22 protein-coding genes are annotated in these 16,652 nt (G+C 37.6%); 5 read left to right on the top strand and 17 right to left on the bottom strand.

What is annotated here, in order from left to right; genetic code table 11:
* Positions 1-112 precede the first annotated feature (112 nt).
* The 7 genes from MF4640_RS06750 to MF4640_RS06720 all read right to left on the bottom strand — a co-directional run bounded on the left by MF4640_RS06750 (position 113) and on the right by MF4640_RS06720 (position 4,405).
* Positions 113-589 carry a hypothetical protein gene (locus MF4640_RS06750; RefSeq protein ID WP_005006052.1) on the bottom strand — a complete coding sequence of 159 codons (477 nt, stop codon included), beginning with the start codon at positions 587-589 and terminating at the stop codon, positions 113-115.
* A 72-nt stretch (positions 590-661) separates the two neighbouring features.
* A complete protein-coding gene (locus MF4640_RS06745) occupies positions 662-976 on the bottom strand; it encodes a hypothetical protein (RefSeq protein WP_068523937.1) in 315 nt (104 codons plus the stop codon).
* 12 nt (positions 977-988) lie between these two features.
* The gene (locus MF4640_RS06740) at positions 989-1,831 is read right to left on the bottom strand and encodes a hypothetical protein (protein ID WP_005006057.1); all 843 of its coding nucleotides are present in this window, start codon (positions 1,829-1,831) and stop codon (positions 989-991) included.
* Between the two features lie 250 nt (positions 1,832-2,081).
* Positions 2,082-2,612, bottom strand: a complete 531-nt coding sequence (locus tag MF4640_RS06735) for a hypothetical protein (protein WP_005006061.1) — start codon at positions 2,610-2,612, stop codon at positions 2,082-2,084.
* Between the two features lie 43 nt (positions 2,613-2,655).
* A complete protein-coding gene (locus tag MF4640_RS06730; protein ID WP_005006063.1) occupies positions 2,656-3,219 on the bottom strand; it encodes a hypothetical protein in 564 nt (187 codons plus the stop codon).
* A 145-nt stretch (positions 3,220-3,364) separates the two neighbouring features.
* Positions 3,365-4,123 (bottom strand): Fic/DOC family protein, encoded by a 759-nt coding sequence (locus MF4640_RS06725; protein ID WP_005006069.1) that lies wholly within the window; start codon positions 4,121-4,123, stop codon positions 3,365-3,367.
* Positions 4,124-4,192: 69 nt separating this feature from the next.
* Positions 4,193-4,405: a hypothetical protein gene (locus MF4640_RS06720; RefSeq protein WP_005006071.1), complete on the bottom strand. Its 213-nt coding sequence runs from the start codon at positions 4,403-4,405 to the stop codon at positions 4,193-4,195.
* 197 nt (positions 4,406-4,602) lie between these two features.
* Between MF4640_RS06720 and MF4640_RS06715 the strand changes: the two genes are divergently transcribed.
* Positions 4,603-5,058, top strand: a complete 456-nt coding sequence (locus MF4640_RS06715; protein WP_005006073.1) for a hypothetical protein — start codon at positions 4,603-4,605, stop codon at positions 5,056-5,058.
* 104 nt (positions 5,059-5,162) lie between these two features.
* On the opposite strand, the gene MF4640_RS06710 is transcribed toward MF4640_RS06715, so the two are convergent.
* The 6 genes from MF4640_RS06710 to MF4640_RS06680 form a co-directional block, all read right to left on the bottom strand.
* A complete protein-coding gene (locus MF4640_RS06710; RefSeq protein ID WP_005028527.1) occupies positions 5,163-5,699 on the bottom strand; it encodes a hypothetical protein in 537 nt (178 codons plus the stop codon).
* 610 nt (positions 5,700-6,309) lie between these two features.
* Complete coding sequence (locus MF4640_RS06700) at positions 6,310-6,804, bottom strand: hypothetical protein (RefSeq protein ID WP_005006076.1); 495 nt, start codon at positions 6,802-6,804, stop codon at positions 6,310-6,312.
* Between the two features lie 93 nt (positions 6,805-6,897).
* Entirely contained in the window at positions 6,898-7,323 is a 426-nt protein-coding gene (locus MF4640_RS06695; protein ID WP_078389076.1) for a hypothetical protein, read from the bottom strand.
* A 41-nt stretch (positions 7,324-7,364) separates the two neighbouring features.
* A complete protein-coding gene (locus tag MF4640_RS06690; RefSeq protein WP_005006080.1) occupies positions 7,365-8,258 on the bottom strand; it encodes a hypothetical protein in 894 nt (297 codons plus the stop codon).
* Positions 8,258-8,686 carry a hypothetical protein gene (locus tag MF4640_RS06685; protein ID WP_078389075.1) on the bottom strand — a complete coding sequence of 143 codons (429 nt, stop codon included), beginning with the start codon at positions 8,684-8,686 and terminating at the stop codon, positions 8,258-8,260. Before MF4640_RS06685 ends, MF4640_RS06690 begins: the two co-directional genes overlap by 1 nt.
* A 226-nt stretch (positions 8,687-8,912) precedes the next feature.
* Entirely contained in the window at positions 8,913-9,737 is an 825-nt protein-coding gene (locus tag MF4640_RS06680) for a hypothetical protein (RefSeq protein ID WP_005006085.1), read from the bottom strand.
* 186 nt (positions 9,738-9,923) lie between these two features.
* Between MF4640_RS06680 and MF4640_RS06675 the strand changes: the two genes are divergently transcribed.
* Complete coding sequence (locus MF4640_RS06675; RefSeq protein ID WP_005006087.1) at positions 9,924-10,250, top strand: H-NS family nucleoid-associated regulatory protein; 327 nt, start codon at positions 9,924-9,926, stop codon at positions 10,248-10,250.
* Between the two features lie 79 nt (positions 10,251-10,329).
* Here the strand turns inward: MF4640_RS06675 and MF4640_RS06670 are convergent, their stop codons facing one another.
* From MF4640_RS06670 to MF4640_RS06655, 4 genes are all read right to left on the bottom strand, one after another.
* Positions 10,330-10,599, bottom strand: coding sequence for a hypothetical protein (locus tag MF4640_RS06670; protein WP_005028520.1), 270 nt, complete (start codon positions 10,597-10,599; stop codon positions 10,330-10,332).
* Positions 10,599-10,943 carry a hypothetical protein gene (locus MF4640_RS06665; protein ID WP_005006095.1) on the bottom strand — a complete coding sequence of 115 codons (345 nt, stop codon included), beginning with the start codon at positions 10,941-10,943 and terminating at the stop codon, positions 10,599-10,601. The genes MF4640_RS06670 and MF4640_RS06665 overlap by 1 nt, the downstream gene beginning before the upstream one ends.
* Before the next feature lie 239 nt (positions 10,944-11,182).
* Positions 11,183-12,265, bottom strand: coding sequence for a hypothetical protein (locus MF4640_RS06660; protein WP_005006100.1), 1,083 nt, complete (start codon positions 12,263-12,265; stop codon positions 11,183-11,185).
* A gap of 76 nt (positions 12,266-12,341) precedes the next feature.
* Positions 12,342-12,986, bottom strand: coding sequence for a hypothetical protein (locus MF4640_RS06655; RefSeq protein ID WP_227518627.1), 645 nt, complete (start codon positions 12,984-12,986; stop codon positions 12,342-12,344).
* A gap of 368 nt (positions 12,987-13,354) precedes the next feature.
* Between MF4640_RS06655 and MF4640_RS06650 the strand changes: the two genes are divergently transcribed.
* From MF4640_RS06650 to MF4640_RS06640, 3 genes are read left to right on the top strand one after another with little or no spacing between them, the layout of a single operon-like run.
* Positions 13,355-14,470, top strand: coding sequence for a SprT-like domain-containing protein (locus tag MF4640_RS06650; protein WP_005028515.1), 1,116 nt, complete (start codon positions 13,355-13,357; stop codon positions 14,468-14,470).
* Positions 14,467-14,835 (top strand): hypothetical protein, encoded by a 369-nt coding sequence (locus tag MF4640_RS06645; RefSeq protein ID WP_005006108.1) that lies wholly within the window; start codon positions 14,467-14,469, stop codon positions 14,833-14,835. Before MF4640_RS06650 ends, MF4640_RS06645 begins: the two co-directional genes overlap by 4 nt.
* Positions 14,835-16,502 carry a DEAD/DEAH box helicase gene (locus tag MF4640_RS06640; RefSeq protein ID WP_005006110.1) on the top strand — a complete coding sequence of 556 codons (1,668 nt, stop codon included), beginning with the start codon at positions 14,835-14,837 and terminating at the stop codon, positions 16,500-16,502. Before MF4640_RS06645 ends, MF4640_RS06640 begins: the two co-directional genes overlap by 1 nt.
* Positions 16,503-16,652: the final 150 nt, after the last annotated feature.

The raw sequence follows: 16,652 nt of genomic DNA, 5'->3' as shown, positions 1-16,652 counted from the left end.
CCAGGGGAAAAACTTTTCTCAAAATTTAAAAATATCGAGATATTTTAATCAAATAAAATCCATCGTAAGCGGTTATAACGCCTAGCAAAACGGCATTGCGCCGTTTCGGTGGTTACTTATATTTTTGGATGATGCGTTCAATAAATCGAATCATTGTGTCCTTATCAATTTTGGCCTGGTCGTAATTGTCATAGCTAAACATCACCAAAGCATCTTCCTGAGTGATGCCAAAAAACTCACGTACTGCTTTCCACTGGTAAACGACTGGTACAGTGACAACAGGCGCATCTTTTAGCTCTTCATTGCTGAGTATTTTTTCATACATGAAGATTGGCCCAACAGAACCATGAAAATTGAAACCTAGATTTTGGAAATACTCGACAGACGTAGCCCAACCAATCAGGCATCCTACAATATTTTTATCTAACAATTCTTCAGTGGTGAAACCTGAAAAGAAATCGGTGTGTTGTTCTGTATGGCTTGCGTCATAATCACGCCAAATGTCGAAATCAAAGCTTTCATCAGGAATGACCTCGATCACTAGCTCAATCAGCTTTTCTAAACGCTCAACGGTCGTTGCTTTGTTCATATCTGCTCCAAGTTTTAGGCGGTGTGCCAAAAGGGGTAGCGGTACATACTGGCGCACGTACCGCTGTTGGACTTACAAATCCAGTTGAATTAAGAACAGTGATAAAGGTGCATCACTGTCTTGTGTAATGAGCATAGGCAAGAAGAAACTAAATCCCTCAAAAAACACGCCCATGTCGTAATCATCTTGAAAATAAAAGGGCTGTGAAGTGATACTGACATTCTCAATAGCACTAATTAGTGCCTCGATGTTGGTATGTTTTGCTGTATCGATCACATACACACGAAAACCGGCTTCTGTGGTGTTCGGTATCTGTTGTACTTGCTGTGGCAAGTAAAAGCCAAGTTCGTTGATGGCACTGACGAATTGCGGATTTTCAATTTTCATGGGTAGGTTTCCTTATTGAACTACTTTTGCGTTATTTAAATTTTGCAATGCGATATGCGTTAAACGTTGATTAATGATTTCGTCATACGGCGAAATGAAATCCTCTTGCCAGTTATGCATGAGATATTCGATCGGGTATGTTTCCAGATATTCTTCTAATGCTTCATTCGGCTTAGGAACGAAAGCTAATGGCTCTTTAATGTTGTAATTGCTGGCGATATATTCCAGTGGATCACAATCACCTGGTACGTTGACCGTAGCAATAAACTCAAGATAAGCACCATCGGGGAAAAACTTATTGAAGCAATCAACCACAACAGATATTTCACGGACTTCATCATCATTTAAAGTGAACTCACGGACTTCTTTATCCAGTGCAACAATTGAGCTAGATAACAAATGGTCAAGGTCTTGTGGACGGATGTTTACACGATCAATAACATGGTTGATATGATCAATAATCTCGTCTTTGATTGGGTCTTCAAAAGCGTAGTTGCTCTCAAAAATAATATGATCGACATCTTCATAATTGAGTCCAAAAAACTCACGTACTGCTTCAGAACCGCGATAAACAACATTTGTTTTGAGTTCTTCATAAGTGAATGGCTCACCAGTATTCGCACGGAATGGCGCATAAAGGGGAACGCCGTCAAACAACATGAAGTTAAGTCTTCTAAAAGTAGCATCAGCTGTCGCCCAACCCATGACGCAACAATCAGCATCACTAAGTAAAAGCTGAGCAAAAGTCACATTTTCGGTTTTTGAATCCGTGCGCCATTTGTCCAGATCAAAACGTTCATGTGGTACTTGCTTAATAATATTTTTTAAATGATTTAGCTTATCTAGTTGATGCATTAGAGGACTCCAAGTTTTAAGCAATTGCTTTCGATAGAGTCATTTTATTTAAAAAATACTAATGAATAACTTTATTGGAATTAATTAACCGACCTAAAACACGTAAAGGATATTTAAAATATTTTAATCAATTAAAATCATCGTATACGTTTTAAGCCATGCTTAGACAGCGTATATACCGGTCTATTTTTCTAATGCAAAAAAAAGAGTACTTAAGTTCGGACTTAAATACTCTTAATGAGTTGGGGCATTATTCCCGATTGGCTAAGTTGAAAAATAGTGAATACATTGCATTCTTAAATAACCAAAAGGTGAGGGGATTATCCGCTTCATCTTTAGACTGGTGGCGAATGATATTCCAGTTGAAATACTTTTCTGAATAGCCCATGTGAGTGACATAAGCAAAATTACGAACGTCATTTTCTGAAACGTATTGGAATGCTTGTTTAAGCTCATTTTGGGTGTTTTGTTCGCCGTCATGGTCAAAAGCATCAGCTTCTAAGATAAGTTCGCGCATGCCGACCATAGCAAGGTATATGACTGCTTCAAAGTCATAGTTCATCATGCGTAGGAAGTGTTTTTTCAAAAAGGCTTCGTCAATGTGTTCAACTTCTTTGTAATTTTTAAGTGCGCTTAGACCATGCACACCAAAGATATATTTAAGTACACGAAATTGAGCGCATAACGGCAAGTTTTCACCCTCCACATGTGAGCAAAGGGCGGTGTAGCGGTTCATGTCGATGACTGAGCTTAGAGATTGTTTTAAAGCGCCTAATAGCATTGTTATATCCTTTTTCGGGTTTTGTTTATTGTATGGTGTACGGTTAAGCAAGAAATGTGTTAACTAAATGAGTTGTGTCATGGTGTTGAGATAACTTTTCGGCATCCATGTCGTTATGTTCTTCATAGATAGTTTTTAAGGTTTTGATGGTTTCATGCATCAAGGTTTCATGATGCTCAGTATTGAATTTGAACTTGTGGCACTCTTTAGCAAGGGATACACGAACTTTGAATTTTTCTAAAAATTCGATGGTTTTATTGGTGGTGTCGCTTTCACATCCAAAGTAACAAACATTATCAATATGCAATGTGGTTGTTTTCAGCATTAATGGATTTTTATCAAACACAAAATAAGCAAAAATGCAGTTTTCACGACTGTTGTAAGTAATGTAAGACTTCTCAACATTAATTGCGTCCACTGATTTAAACCAAACAACGCCATCGTCATAGGTTTCAGCATGGCTTGAGAAAAGCATATAAATTAAGGTGTCGATAATTTCTGCGGTGCTGTTGCCAATAATTAAATGATTCAGACTTGAATCACTTCCGTTTGTAAATTGGTATTGAGCGACCACTTTATTTGCAAATTGATGTGCTGCGTTATTCATTATTCATCTCCAAGTTTCGGACAATATTTTCCTAAGGTTTTATTTTAATCTGAGTCACTTCATTATAAATTTTTCTCAAAAAAAAAGATTCTTTTTTCAAGAATCTTTTAATCAATTAAAAGCTATCGTATACAGATTAATCTAATTATCCGTAACTCGGTGAATCATCATCATTTGATTTATCCTGGTCATTTTCCTGTTCTTGCTCTTGTTCTTCCGTATTTTCAAGCTTCAGGACTAGATCGTATGGTTCAATGATATTGTCCATGACTTTTAAAAGGTAAGAGAGGTCTTGTTCCATCGGTTCTAGGTTTTCATAGTTTTCACCGACATAAAGCTCTTGATCTGTCAGTGAACGTTTAAACGCATAGTTCCAATCTGATACGGCGACCTTGCTATATACCATGGTGTAACCAGCATCATTCGCCAGCTGGTTCATCATCAGTTTAGCAGCGCGACCGTTACCCTCTTCAAAAGGGTGAGCTTCATTTAACTTGGCATAAAGCTGAGTGAACTCTTGCACAAACTGGTCTTTGTCCAAACCTTTCAGGTGGTCTTTTTCTTTAACCGCCTGTGAGAACTTATTCAGTTCATCAGGGATCAGGTTTTTATCTAGGAAATGACCGATTTCATAATTACCGTTCGGGTCGATCGCACGTTTAGAAATGTCGTCCAGACGCACTTCTCCAGCCCAATCGTAAATATGCTCAAAGATTTTTTCATGGATTTTAGAGAGGTGGTCGAGATCGTAATTGCCACGTAACGGCGAAATTTCCATTTTCGCTATTCGATGTTCCGTGATTTCTTTTTCCAGTGCCTTTTTATAGTCGCCTTGCGCTTGGCAACTGGTAGGTTGAGATAAGATGTCTTTCGCATCTAAATAAAACTCAAGTTTATCGTCCATATTGTTCTACTTATGAGTGATTGGGTTTGGTAATCCGCTGTAAGCTAGATTAGGTTGTATTCGCGATGATTAGGCTTTGTTTTTAAGTGCATTCCATTTCTTCATCAATGCAGCTTCTTCCTCGTCAAATGTTGTTTGACCAGTTGCTAAGCGCTCCATACGTGCGTTTGATGATGCTTCACATGCTTTAACAATGTGAGGGGAGAACTCTTGAGCTACATTGCCTTGAGCAGAACGGTATGCAGCACGTACACGGTCTTCGTATTTTACTTCTTCAGACATATCGGTTTCCTGTATCAACAATCTGTAAATTACAATAATTGTAACCCCAAACAAGGGGGCGATTCTTGCTAAATTGCGTATAAACAATCTTATTGGTATATACCGATTAACAAAATCAAATAAGATTAAAATTCCAAAAAAATCAAATATCGTATATTAAGTATATAATTTAAGTATATACAGGAAAGTCGTTAAACATGAACGTATTCAAAACACTAAAACTATCTGCAGTTGCAATAATCTCAGTGTCTATGTCGTGCGCTGTTTTAGCTAATAGTTCTTTAAATAACCTGAATACAAACAGCTTAAAATCTGCTGTTGCGCTTTCTCCTACTGCTGAAAACAAACGTAAAGTTGAGCGTTTACTTAACACTAAAACACCGTACCAGATTGAAACTGGTGCGGTACTTAAAAAAGTGAAGTATTCAAAACACTTTAATATGAACGTTCAGATGTCTAGCAAAACTGCAGATAAATACTCTTCTGATGAAACTGACTCTTTAAACCGCTTTGTGAATGAAAAGATTCATCCGTTTTATTGCTCTGTATTCGCCAATGCTCCAGTTAAACCAGATCTGTATGTAGACATCGTGGACAATCAGGGTAAATCATTCTTTGGAAGTGCTGAGCGTTATTCAGATACTTGCCAATAGTTTTAAGGGCTAAATATTACATAGATCTGTTAACGCCGTTTTAGGCAAAAACAAATAGACCGCTTAATTGCGGTCTATTTGTTTTTATACTGACACCTAAAACCTTATGGAAAGGTCTTAGGTAGCACCGCTGTATAGCCTACGATCTTGCGTATTTTGATCTGCATATCAAGATGCAACGGCTGTACTGTCAAACGATTGAAGTAAGACTTAATCTCGCGCATCCACGCATGGAAACGATCATCGCAATGACGCATAAGCTTCTTAAGGTGATTGCGGTCAGCTTCTTGTAAGAAACTGAGTTCGCTGTCGATTGACCAAAGATCAATATCCTGATCATCTATACATAACAAGTACTGCGTATCAACGACCAATGAAGATACCAACTTGCCTTGGTCTTGCTTGTAGATCAGCTCAAAATTAACTTGTGCATCTAAAGCGCCGTTGATGTTTTCGATTTGAATGTCACGGCGTAAACGTACTGGTAGCTCCAGCAGTACAGTATTCTTATTTGACTGGTAATAATCAGCACGGACTTGGCTATCCCATGCAATATTTTCTAACATAAAATTTTGAAAAGAGGTGAGAGAATCTTCTTGTAGACCGACAACTTTTGTTTTAGATAAGATTTCAAAGTTCATATAATTTCTCCAAATGGTGAGCATTGAGCTCATACATTCATTATATTTCACTGTACATTTTTAAAACTTTTTTCAAAAAATATAGATTGTTTTAATGCTGTCCACGTTTACATTACATAGACAATGGCAAGAAATCTAATTAAACTGACCTTGAATAAGAAATGCGTTCAAGTGTTTTGTGTTTTTTTATTCACCTTTCAATTTTAAAGAGCCAGGCGTTTTGCGTCTGGTTCTTTGCTTTCTGGTATATACCAAGCACATTTTGGTAATGTGCATTGACCAATCTCAATCATAAAGTTTCAGTTTTAAACCTTATTTATCGCTACGATTAAACCAGTTGCTAGATGGGCTTTAAGATATGAATGCATCAAGTACAATAGCTTTAATGGCTGTATCTATTGGTTTTCCAGTGGTATTAATCTTTGACTTTGCTTTTACTTATTTAATTGGTTTTACCTTATTCGCCTGCACGATCGTTTTAATGTTTATGATTGTGTTTTTTGTTTATAACAGTGCTGTGACGGAAAAGATTAGCGCAATAATTAAAAGGATGTTCTTTTTTGCTGGTTATTGCGCTTGTGTATTAGGTGCGGTTTTCCTTACAAGATGTCTAGTTTAGTACGTTAATGTTTAATGCATATTTGCTAAATAAGTAATACCCAAACATACAGATCGCTAATGTAATTACCGTCACTTTACGCGTTGAGTTCACAACTTCAGCACTGTCTTTCTTGCTATTAAAAATACCAACTTTGATCAACTTAAACACTGAGTCTAAAAGGGTGATTGCAAACCACGTTCCTAAAAAGTAAATTGCCATGGTCAAATATTCCTGTTTGTGCAACACATACTTATATAAATAGACCTGTGTAGTGACCACAATTAATGAAAATGAAGCGCCATAGTGCAAGGTTTTGACGGCATTGCGATGTTGTTTTTCATTGTTGATGTTAATCGCTGCGTTGATAAAACAAAAAATTGCCAATTGTCCAATGATGACGACAATCCCCATTGCAAATAATTGGATGTTAAGACCATAAGCCTTTTTCACTAAAATTACGGCGCTTGCAAACGCAAGGAACATTAAATATATGAGATATGGCATGATTTTCTTGGTATGAAGCGATGATATTGGATGATTCTAGGCTAAGGTTCAAAAAAAAAGAAGTATGCTGGTCGCAACATACTTCCGATCTGATCAGGCTTCTACGTTCTGATTGATATAGTTTTTGTAGGCTAACTTCACTTCACTTAAAAGGGCTTCTTTCAAAAAACCTTTGTCTTTTATCGTTGGATTGTGCAAACCAAGTGACGCACGGCGCTGTTGAGTGGTGTTTTTATTGGCATCTGTTACCCAAACTGAGTCGATATAATCATCAACTAAAGCATGCAATTCGTTTGGTTTTACTGCATTGTCTAAATTGGAAAGTATAGCCTTATTGTTTACGATCGCTAAACTTTCATCATATTCTCGATAGCTTGTACGTAAAGTATTCTTAAAATGAAGCAATTGATCTTCAATTTTTAATTTACCGCCATCAAGCTCGATGTCGATTACAAATGTCGTGATTTTAGATGATAGACCTAAAACACCAACTGATTTAACGCGAACAATAGTATCCATAACAACTCCAAGGTTTTGAGCAATGAGCTCAGGTAAAACGGTTAAACTTTTGTGAGATCTGCTTCAATATCTATCAGCAATTCTTTTACTGCTTTCATGTGTGGCAATAAAGTATAGGTGTTCATTTCGCTATTAAATGCACCAGCTTCAAGTTGTACACCAGCAATAAACGGCTCATTGATTAAGTTGTTGCCAATGAGATGACTTAAGCAAGCCTGTACCAGTTCGTTATTTTCTTCAGACTTAACCAGTAGGGGATACAAAACCACGAGTATTGGTAAATCACAAAACTCCATGTTGTTTGCATCAAGTAGCTGTTTAAGTGCATCCTTAATATCTTCGTTGAGAACCAACAGTTCTAAACCTTTTTTCATGTCTTTATAGGCGTTATCAATGGTCACTTCGGAAAAGTAAAACCAATCGCGCTGGTCATCGAGCATGAAGCTATCTAATGCAGCGATTTTCTGTAAGATCTGCAATTGTTCAGGGTTGAACGTGCGAATCGCTGTTCCATTGATTTTATGCTGTAACAACAGCTTTAACGCCGTTTGCGCTTGATCGTTTAACTGCTGTACTTCTTGATTGAAGAAGTTGCATAACTGATTCGACAGATCTACAAAGATAGAATTGTCATAGCAATCAGGTACCACGTTTTGAGTGGATAGCAACATAAAGCCATTTTCTGACAGCTCAGGATTCATATAGATACAAAGATTATGATCTTCGGTCAGCTCTGCAAAACCTTTTAAAGTGGTATATGCAATTTCATGATCAGGCAATTCAATACCAGCATGGATATTAATGTGGAAGCTTGGGCTTTGGTCGCCGTGGTCTTGATCTGCAGTACTGATCATAGATAACAGGGTTTCCAAAAGCGCCATATTCTTACGAATAGGCGCCATAGCTTCATTAATTAAGATAAAGCTACTATTCATTAAAGTGCCTCCAAGAATAGTGAACCCACAATATCAGTATTGAGTGGGTTAATTTCAATGAATTCGACCAGCTCCAGCGCTTTATCAAGTGTGAGTTCCTTAACGCGGAAATCAAAAAGCGTATCCTCGCCAACGCCATCAATCACACCATATGAAGACATCAACTCTTCCAATTCAGGGATATTTTGATAATTTTCTTCAGCCAAGTTTTCCAAGGTCAAAAGGGCATTATCTACATGTGATTTGAACATGTGGGCAAGGAAGAAAGCCAAACGGTTCTCATGAGGTGCACGAATGAAGAAATGCTCACTATGCTCGTCATCGTTAGAATCCTGGCGTGACGCTTTAACCAAAAACAAAGGTAAATTGTCAGTACCGCCGTGAACTTCGTTAAAATCGATCGGGCAAAAATTAGGGTTTAAATTCATGAGCTTTCTCCAAATTTTAAGCTATTTGCTTGATTAGGTTTCATTATATTAAGAATATGAACGGATAAAGTTTTTTTAAAAAATACTTATTTAAGCATCAAGAAAGAATTAATAATGACGAGCGCCATTGCAGCGCTAAAAATAAAAAACCTTTTTTAATCAATTAAAAAACATCGTTTACGTTTTTAAGCTCAACTTTAAGAGATTTCTCTCTTAAAGGCTTGGTTTATTCAAAAGTGTTGGTGTATAAGTCGGTTTTAATGAGGTTTAATACATACTGGCATTCAGTCAGTAGATTTGCATATTCATCATCAAAGCATTGTTCTTCTTCAAGCATGATTTCTATATTTAAAGGTTCAACCACTGTGTAAGGCTCTTTAACGCCAGTTTCTTTATAATTTGAAATAATGACCTGAATTGCTCCAGATGCAAAGTCACCCTCAAGCGTGTGGCTATAGTAGAAACGGTTTCTAATATCGCTGTGATTACTGTCGATTAGTTCTAAAGCTGTACCAAACTTGTAGGTAGTCAGTAATTCTATAACGTCTTGGGCGAACACTGTGTTTAATGAGTCGTCAGTTTTTAAATTGAACGCAATGTCTTTAAACCTTTTTAAGATTTCTTGCTCTTTAGACTCGTTAAAGTCTTTGAAATATTCGTCAAACTTATGCTCACCATGACTCGACAAAAGTTTATGGTGGTAGTTGTATTCGTCTACCACGGTCAACAGGTCAAGTTTTTGCAATAACTCAAACTCGTCTTTTGTAATTTCTTTAAAACCCAAAACGTAAAAAGAATCACCGCTGATTTCCCAAGAGTCATAGCGAGTTTTAAAATCATGTTCTTCTAATAAGGTTTTAATGTCTTCAAGTTCTTCACTCTCATAGCTTGAATACTTAAACAGGGTGTAATTAACAAATGCCATCAAAGCTGGCACTTCTGAAATTTTCTTAGAGACATATAAGCCGATATTAAAATCACAAATACGGATACCAATTGGTAGTGCTGATGTTTCGTTAATCGCAAGATTCATCATGAGATACTTGTACATATTAATTTACCTAACAGGTTGAATGTATTTTTAGTTTAATGGATTTAAAGTGGGAATAATTTTTGCTTAAAAATTAGAATAGCCATGGAATAAGTTGAATATTTTAATCAATTAAATTCACCGTATGCGGTTGTAAACAAAACGCACTGATGTATATTTGATATAACCAACTTTTCGAGTTTAGTTATGGAAATTGAAAACCTAAGTAAAGACCAGTTAGAATGCCTAATTAAAAAGGCACAAAACCAAATTGTTGTAGTAGAGAATACGAACCTTGATGATGGTTATCTCAAAATGTTTGAGATCGCAAAAGAATTAGGCTTAACTATTCTTGAATTAAATGAGCACGGCGAAAATCGTAAATTAAATAAAAAGCCAGTGGTTAAAGCAGATCCTAAATATCGCAACCCGAATAACCACAAAGAAGTGTGGGCCGGTCGTGGTAAACGTCCATCCTGGTTAAATCGTGAGATTGAATCTGGTAAAACATTAGAAAGTTTTCTTATCGTATAAATATGAAAAGGGCTTAATTGATTTAAGCCCTTTTTTTAAATGCCATTGTCAGTGTTGTTTAGAGCAGCTGCGCGACTACTTAACAGAGTTCAGCTTTGATGTGTTCTAAGACATCATCTTCAACACCCTCATTTGAAAATGCTTCAATGAATTCATTCAGGTTTTCATTGCTTAATGGCAAACTACCGTATTGATCTACTGCAATCTTTTGTGAGTTATGCACCAGATATTCAATACTGCAGTCAACAGAACAAAAGGTTTCTTGAATTACATCATTCACCTGATGGCCAGACTTTTTATCGTTAGTATCAATATCACTATTACAGTGATGGCAAGTAAATAATCCCATTACGCAACTCCTTTCTCAATTAAGCTAATTACACCGTGTTCTAATTGGGCATCAAACCAGTGCCAGATAATAAAGCGGTCTGTACCCTTGCCCCATAGATGAAAGTCTTCTTCGATTTCATCATCATTGTTTATCGGGGTGTTGCCAAACTCTTCCCATAAGGTTTTATGGGTTTTGCCTTGCAAGCTTAATACGCCATTTTCAGAATTTGCTTCAAACCAATCTAGGATCTGATAGCGATATGCACCTTTATTCCAGATATGGAATTCGCATGGTAGGGAATTAGATTCATCAAATTGAATCTGCTGTAATTCACTCCATAACTGGTCTATTGATTTAGCCATGTTTTATAACTCCTTGCTTAATAATTCAATTTTAATAAATAAAAGTACTCAAAAACTTTTCTTAAAAAATATATAAAATCCGCTAATAATTTCTTTTGGAAAAAAATGCTATTTAAGCATATCTATTGTTATTATCGAGTGAGCTTATTAAGAGGTTTAAGCATGAATCTAGATAAAAACGAAAAAGAAATTCTTGTTTGACCAACCCAAAAAAAAGAGCCTTAGGGCTCTTTCTATTTTTAGGTGGCTTTTTCTTTAGGCACACCGCCAACAATCTGAAATGGTATCCAATGGTTAACCCATTTTTCTTTGGTACCACGTTTGCCCAACCAGTAAAAGTTCCAGTGAGGAATCCGTGGATGTGGTTTTTTGGTACCTTTGTAGTTGCCAGACTTTAGATCTTCATCGCGCTTTAGGATCGCTTCATTGATCTTTTTATTTGTTTCGGTACCAACAATAGTCGGCTTGTACTTATTAGCCTCAAATAAACGCAATTCACGCTTAATCAGCTCTAATTTAGGCTTGGCTTGTGTTGTTTCTGGTGTTAATGGTCTGAGATCTGGTTCTTTTTGGCTGAACCATAGAATCAAATTGATTAGCTTCTTCTGCAGTTCCATGAACGTGTTAATTTCTTGTTCATCTGGCAAGTTCTTTTCATCAAAAAACGTATCAATGAAATCGGTCATGCAGTCCTCAACAGTTGATTCAAAATCATCATCATCAGGGAAGTGCATGGTAATGGTTTTTGCTAAGCCAGTATCGGTATATACCGTGGTAAATAGCACCTTGCGATCGTTTAACGTGTTTTTCGCAAAAATAACACCGACCACTTGTTCATTTTGCACATAGAGGTTGGCGTTATCTGTTTGAACGTAGATCGCAATATCAGGTAGGTTTAATAGGAATCCGGGGATACTGCGGTTATATTCGGTCTTCACAAGCATTTGAATGACTTGATCTTCAAACCGATAAATATTTTTGGTTAGGCTCCATGAGCCAAGGGTAATGATTTCACCAATGTTGCAAGGTAGCTGATTGATAAATGAGAGTGGGATTTCTTGGCCAGTGGCTTGAACACCCATAATGGTACTGGTGCGTTTCATTCGTTCACGCCAGATAGGATCTCGACAATCTAGTGCAGCATATGTCCATTCATCACCACTGATTAGGCATTCGTGCGGATCTTTACTGTTTTGTCGTGCGATCGCATAAGCTTCTACACGTTTCATTAAGCCATTGAGGTTAAACTTCACATGCTCTAATCGCGCTGTGATGACTTTAAGCGGTATTCCTATCTTTGGATCTAAATCTTTATTTCTCATGTTGAGTAACCAGGATCTACATCAGATCAATATCTGAAAAAATTCGTTTAAAAAAGGACTTTAAAAGTCCTTTCGATTAGGCGTGAGCACTATTATTACAAGGCGGTGTAAACAAAGTGCCATCTAAGCGGATCATTCCAAAGCCGTAGGTTTTATCACGACCAATACCATTGAGCCATGCTGTTTTAAATAGCACTAAATCCCCAACAGTCGCACTAAATGAAATATCTCTGGTCTGGACTGGAATATTCAAAATGCTGAGCTGTGGTCCACATTGTTGCTCAATTATAGTGACATCCAATAGACCTTTGCTACTAAGAGCGTTTTTGGTGAATTCGGCTGCTTCATCTGCAGTTAGATTTTTACGCTTCTTACCTGAATTGCCTTTGGGTTTTTCGCCGTGGACCGAAATGTATTCTTCAATTTCTTGACGGTTAAAGCTACACTCTCGGTTAAGAGGAACCATGATTTTTCCAGTGATTTGCTGACCGTGCGAAATTTCAATGTATTCTTTGGCCATTGGGATTTTGACGTCCGATACGCACGTTCTTAAATAGATGTGCTTGCCATCAGTAAAAAATATGACTTTTGCGGAACAGAATGTCTCGACCTTATTTCGTTTAAACATTTCTCTAAAAATGTACTTGAACAAGTTCTTTTCATTTTCAGGGTGTGTAAGGGCAAAACAATTGGCTGTTAGTTTTATGTTATTCAGACTCATTTCGATATCCAGTTTTCTATAAACAGCATTATTAAGAACCATTACTTTAAATAAAGCCCTATTGACAATAAGGGTATTATTCAGCATTTATAAACGCTAAAAGTAACTTCTATGTGCATTAAACAAAAGTGGCTTATAATATACTTAAAACCCTCAAAAAGCGTAATACTCGTATTATGAAAATCAACCACAATTCATTAAACCCACACTTTCATGATACTTATTTTTGTGTTGGAAACTTTTTTTTTAAAAAATATATGCTTTGCTGATTATTTTAAACTATTGACTGTATTTTAAGCTGTGCGTAAACTTTAAGCGTTGTTTTGTACAATCCACACCTAGTTTGATCCTGTTTGGACGACTGAAAAATGAACATAAAGAATAGAACTACGTTGCAGTTTTATGAAGAACTGCAGTTGGTGTATGACCGTTTCAATGAAAGGCTATTCAAAAATGAATTACCAGATTGTTTGATTACGCTTCAACGTATCAACAAAAATACCGGTTATTGGTCTGAGAATAGATTTGCTTCGACAGAAGATGATACGGCGTATACGCACGAACTGGCCCTTAACCCTGATTACTTTGGCACCCAACCATTGCTTAACATTTTTAAATGCTATGCACATGAGATGTGTCATATGAAACAAAGCATTTGTGGTGAGCCATCTAAACGCTCATATCACAATGCTGAGTTTGCGACATTTATGCTTGAGATCGGTTTGATTATGACTGATGACGGCACAAAAGAAGGTCGCACGACAGGCGAGAAGATGACCGAAATCGTTGTACCTGATGGCTTGTTTATTCAAGTGTGCAATGAGCTTGTCGATGAAGGGCGTATCATCAAATGGTATGACAAGTACGCACCCAAAACGATTTCCAGTCTTGAAATGATTCAAGAGCAAGTGCAGTTGTTGGAGTCCATTCCGACTGCTTCTCCAAAGCTATTTCATATTGCCTTACTTGGCAATGAAATCAATTCAGCTTTGAAATCACCTAAAAAAGAGAAGCCAGTTGAGGAACCGACTCCCACTACAATGAATCCCTTTGATGTAGCGATCGGACTAATCGACATATCAAATACCGCTGCAAACCTTGGCGGTTATTATCCAACGGCTTTTGATGAAGATCCGCTAGATGATGACGACCAACCAATACCAGAACCTAAGGTTGTTAAACTTTATAAGGGTGAACAACCAAACGGCGATGATAACGAGTTTTTTGTACTCAAAGAAACTATGATCGGTGAAACACTCTATCAAGAGCTTGGTTCAGCCAATTTTGAAGAGCCTGAGCCTAAGAAACAGACTAGGGCATCTTTTGCGTGTCCTGAGTGTGGCCGTGGTGCAACGTGTAGTCCTACTTTTAGATTGTCGTGTACTGAATGTGAAGTTGAACTGGTACCGTCAAAATCCATTGATAAAAGCCAGGTGAAGAAAAACAAAAAGGCTGCTAAAGCTGACCAAGGGGATGCAGAATGAAAACGATTGAAGAGCTTGGAATTCTGTTTTCTTCACACAAATACCGTTTTTATAACGAAAAAGACTTACAACTCGCGATTGAGCAAATGTTTATTGCCAATGAGATTCCGTATGAACGTGAGGTTCGTCTATCAAATAAAGACATCATTGATTTTACTGTTGAGCTTGATGTCGGCAAGGTGGGTGTTGAATTAAAAATAGATGGTGCACGTAACGCATTATTGCGTCAGATCAATCGTTATTTAAGCCATGACAGCATAAAAGCGCTCTATGTGGTTGGTACACCGTATTGGGTGAATAACATTCCAATCCAACTGAACAATAAATTTATTTACCGCCATCGTATTTTAGTGGGGGTCTTCTAATGTATAAATCTTACGGCACCATTTCTCGTCAAGAAAAAAACTGGCACATTGAATGTGAACCACATGTTAAAACACGACTTAAGCGTGTATTCCCAAAAGTCAGCCAACATGCATCAAAATTTATTGAGTTAAGCGATACGCCGTCTAATTGTCACGACCTACTTTGGTTTATTGAACGTTATCCAATGCGTGTTGATGATCTTAAATACATGAAAGCGCAATCTAAGGCTTATGTGTCGCTAAAAGAAGATATTTTGGATGTGATGGACTATAAACGTCCGATCAAAACATTTGATCTTGCTGTGCCTCCATATGAGTATCAAAGAGCAGCTGCAGATCTACTACTTAATGTTAAAGGTTTGCTCTTGGGGGATGATTTGGGCCTTGGCAAAACAGCGAGTGGAATATGTCCGATGATTCTACCTGAATCGCTCCCGGCGCTTTTTGTGACAATGACACATCTTCCAATGCAAATTAAGAATGAAATTGAACGCTTTGCTCCGCACCTAAAATGTCACATCCTAAAGAAAGCATCGCCTTATCCATTGCACAAAGAGGGTGAAGCAGCACCCGATGTCATTATCACCAGTTATTCAAAGTTGAACGGTTGGGCTGAATATCTTGCCGGAAAGATTAAGTACGTAGTGTTTGACGAGATCCAAGAGTTACGGACTGGCTATACATCGCAAAAGTATTCCGCTGCTAAACTCATTAGTGACCAAGCTGAATTACGCCTCGGTCTATCAGCTACACCGATTTATAACTACGGTGATGAATTCTACAACATCATTGAAATATTGCGTCCTGATAGCTTAGGTACCGCTACTGAATTCGCTCGTGAGTGGTGTTCACAAGAAAAACGTATTAATGATCCTAAAGCGTTTGGGATGTTTTTACGTGATGAAGGTCTAATGTTGCGCCGTACTCGAGCAGATGTAAATCGAGAGTTACCGCCAGTACAAATCATCCCTCAATATGTCGAAAGCGATCCTAAAGTACTGGATCAAATTAAGGGCAAGGCAATGGAACTGGCAAAAGTAATTTTAAGCTCTACTCAGGAATTCCAAGGGCAAAAGCTTCGTGCGACAGAAGAATTCAATATTATGATGCGCCAAGCAACAGGTATCGCCAAAGCGCCGTATGTCGCTGAGTTCGTGCGTATGCTTGTTGAGTCTGGTGAATCAGTCATGCTTTATGGTTGGCATCGAGATGTGTACAACATTTGGCTAGAACGCTTGGCTGAATTCAATCCTGTTATGTATACAGGCACGGAAGGACCTGCAGCTAAGGAACGTTCTAAACAAGCATTCTTGAATGATGAAAGCAAAGTCTTCATTAGTTCATTACGTTCATCTGCCGGGCTTGATGGCTTGCAGTACCACTCAAAATGCAAAACATTTGTGTTTGGTGAGTTGGATTGGTCGCCTGGTGTTCATGATCAATGTATTGGTCGCTTAGACCGTGACGGTCAAATCAAACAGATCTCGGCATATTACTTGTTGGCTGATTCGGGTTCAGATCCAATTATTTCTGATGTCTTAGGCATCAAAAAAGGCCAGTTGGAAGGAGTTAAAAACCCGAATGGCGAATTATTTGAACATTTAATTACGGACGGTGGCGGTATCAAGCGCTTAGCCGAACACATACTGAATAAGAAAGTTGCTTAAGAGAAACCTTATGACTGAACTTTACCTAGCTTGTTTTAGAGATAATGTCGGCTCAAATATTGGGTGGCCTGGTTTTAACGGAAAGGGCTATACAACGAATGTTGTCAAGCGCACGTATATACTTTAGAGCAAGCTCAGGTAGCATGGGAT

It is taken from the genome of Acinetobacter sp. MF4640, assembly GCF_002018895.1.
In the GTDB taxonomy this organism is placed as follows: Bacteria; Pseudomonadota; Gammaproteobacteria; order Pseudomonadales; family Moraxellaceae; genus Acinetobacter; species Acinetobacter johnsonii.
Note: the sequence above shows the minus strand (reverse complement) of the source record. Positions and strands in the feature narration are given on the sequence as shown.